This is a genomic window from Blautia sp. ZXY-1-C6 (assembly GCF_056339875.1).
In genome coordinates this window covers 1-3,025 of the sequence record NZ_JBWJVQ010000256.1, presented here as the reverse complement: position 1 = coordinate 3,025, position 3,025 = coordinate 1, and the positions used below count along the sequence as shown (strand labels likewise).

Here is a 3,025-nt window from a genome sequence, read left to right as displayed (position 1 = left end):
TGTATAGGCTTCCCCATCTGCGGAATCTGGCTGTTCATCATCCATATTTCCATGATCAGCATCCATATCTGTAATCCCGTCCGCGCCTCCGCTCATTGTCTGAGCCAGATCTCCGATCTCTGTTTTTTCGCCTTCTTCCAGAGCCGCTGTCGGGAATGCAATCGCATCTTTCTTTGTAAGGCCCTCAACAATCTTATATTCTCCAAGATCATCATCATGTTCTCCAAGTGTTACATAACGCTTCTCCAGTCTGTTCTTATCGCTGGCTGCCCATACATACGGTTCATTGGTATCTGTGTCCAGAATATAGTAATCACTGAGCCACAGACCATCTTTTTTCTCATCCTGTCCGATGTCACGTTCTATGTACACATGCTGTCCAAGCATCAGATTCTCAGAGGAATCCAATTCCACATAAAAAGGATAAGAAGTAGACGTTGTCTGATCATCGGAACTGGTACTTGCCATACCCATATACATATCATTACTGCTGTCATCTGAAGTTCCATTATTCACATCTACGGATCCCATCGTTCCTTTCCATGTTTTACTGCTGTCTACTCTGGAACGGATGATCACTGCCTCTCCGGGTACAATAGAATCCCTGTTCTGTTCATTAACTTTACCTTTTACTCTGTAAGCACCTGTACTGAGAATTGTAATAAATGCAGAACTGTCCGAACTTCCGTCACCTGACGACATGCTACTGTCCATTGCACTGCTGTCATCCACAGAATCACCGTCGTCACTTGTCATTTTGGAAGTGTCAATTTTCTGTATCACACCATCTATTTCACTTCGAACCTCTGTATTCTGTGTTGCGCTCTGAAGTTTATCAATTTCAGACTGTTTACTCTTCTGACTATATTCATTCTTCTTGAGATTCATTTTGTTAGTCTCGATTTCAATGGTATAGGACAACTGATCTTCGGCCTTTGCTTTTTTCTTCTCCGCTTCCAGCGTAGCTATCTGTTCTGTCAGGCTGATCTGTTCATTTTTTAATCTATCCAGATCCAGTTGCGCCTGCTTCAGATCATCCTCAATACTGCTGAGATCATATTCAAAAAGAAGCTGTCCGGCCTTTACCTCTTCTCCGGTCTTAACTTCCACTTCTTTTACTTTTCGTCCACTTTCTATTTTTACGTTTACAGTTTTCTGCGGTTCTACCACACCGGCAAACCGATTTACCGCTGTTGTTTCAGATCCGGTGATCACACTTACTTTTGACACATACACAATAGAATCACCGGTTCCACTCTGACCGTTTCCTTTAAAGTGATACCAGACTCCGGTTCCGATACCACCTGCTGCAATCAGGATTCCCAAAACGATAATAATACGTTTCTTCATAAATTGCCTCCTTGATATTGTCACCTTGTTCAGGCTAACATCTATTATACACTACTGCTTTTTTATATCATTATTATTCACTTTCCTATCATAGCAGATTCTGCCTTAAAATAAAAGCTTTGTAATCAAGTGGCAACATTTTTCACAATTTTTTCACGTTTTTCTTATGAATTTCGTTCACCTTTTTCACTTTTTTGACAGTCAGTACAAAATCTGTTAAAATAAACAGAAAAGTAACTGTCAAACAGTTGCACAGAAAGCACTGTGAAAGGAAAGAACACGTATGAATATAAACAAACACCTGATTCTTCTTTTCTCTGTCTTATTTTTTCTTTTTGCTGTATCTGTAAGCAGCGGCTGTTTCCGCAAAAATGAGTCAGATGTAAAGAGTGTAGTCAGAAATGAACTGGATCAGTTAAAAAATCTCGATTCAGAAACTACGCAAAAATACATACCCTATACAGAGCTGTTCCCCGATGCCACAGAGAATACTGATTTAACTGATGAAATCAATAAAACCTTTTCTCTCTTTTTCCGGAAATTTAATTACAAAATTTCGGATGTCATCGTCGGCACAACCAATCATTCTGCCACTGTTTCTGTCAAACTGACCACAATCGATTCCAAAGTTCTTGCCAGAGATTTTAAAGCAGAACTTCTCCGGACACAGATCACAGAGTCAGCCCAGGCACAAAAAGGAAATATCAAAGATTCTTCCAGATCTCTTGAGGCTCATTATCTGATCCTGAATCATCTTTTAAACACAAATGACTATGATACAGCTGAGACAGACTGTAACATACAGCTTGTCAATACAGGCAATGATAAAAAGGAAAAATGGAAGATCCAGCGTACCAATTCTCTGGAAGATGACCTTGTCGGCGGTCTTATAGCTGATCTGGCAGATCCGGATATCCTTTCACCGGAAGATACCCTGACCGTCTATCTTGACACTCTACAGAAACTGGATTTGAAAGAAATGACATCTTATCTGGGTGTAGTAAATATCATGAATACATCCGATACTGCAAAAAATTCCATTGCCTCAGCACTTGCCGAACAGATTCATAAAAATTTTAATTATGTCATTAAATCCAGCAGTGAAAATGGATACAATGCCACTGTTACAACTGAAATTACAACCTTTGACAGTGATTCGATCCTGGCTGATTATCAGGAAAAGCTTGATAAATATCTGGCTTCTGCTGACGCAGTTATCGATGGCTCCCAGAAACGATACGAGAAATCTTTCGAAATTCTTCTGAACAGCATCAATGATAATACCGTTACTACCGTCAATGATGTAGATTTTGTTCTAATCAATGATGGGGTATCCTGGAAACTTCAGGATGAGGGAAATACTTTGGGAAATGCTATTTTCGGTACTTTGACAGATTCTCCTCTCGAGACTTCTGATTCTGAGGATGAAAATATTTCTGCCGATACAGATAAGCAGACAGATGATAATACTTCTACTGAAAGCAGTTCCAATTAACGATTAGTCAATCGGATATTCGCAATCCGCTTCCGCTACTTGCTCATAACCAAATAACTGCTTCGCAGTTTGGTTAAACAACTAAAAAGGCCACCATATCACAGAAATGTTCCTTTCCCGAATCATTCTATGATATGGTGGTCTTTTTAATCTTTGTCTTATTCTTTTTACATCCCCGTT

Annotated in this window: 2 protein-coding genes; one reads left to right on the top strand and one right to left on the bottom strand. The window is 39.7% G+C overall.

Translation table 11 applies throughout. The annotated features are described in order from the left end of the window. Positions 1-1,350, bottom strand: a 1,350-nt coding sequence (locus tag AC075J_RS16565) for an efflux RND transporter periplasmic adaptor subunit (protein WP_476390519.1), incomplete at its 3' end; no start/stop codon positions are given. Between the two features lie 283 nt (positions 1,351-1,633). Between AC075J_RS16565 and AC075J_RS16560 the strand changes: the two genes are divergently transcribed. Then, entirely contained in the window at positions 1,634-2,845 is a 1,212-nt protein-coding gene (locus AC075J_RS16560) for a hypothetical protein (RefSeq protein ID WP_008703714.1), read from the top strand. The last annotated feature ends 180 nt before the right edge of the window (positions 2,846-3,025 follow it).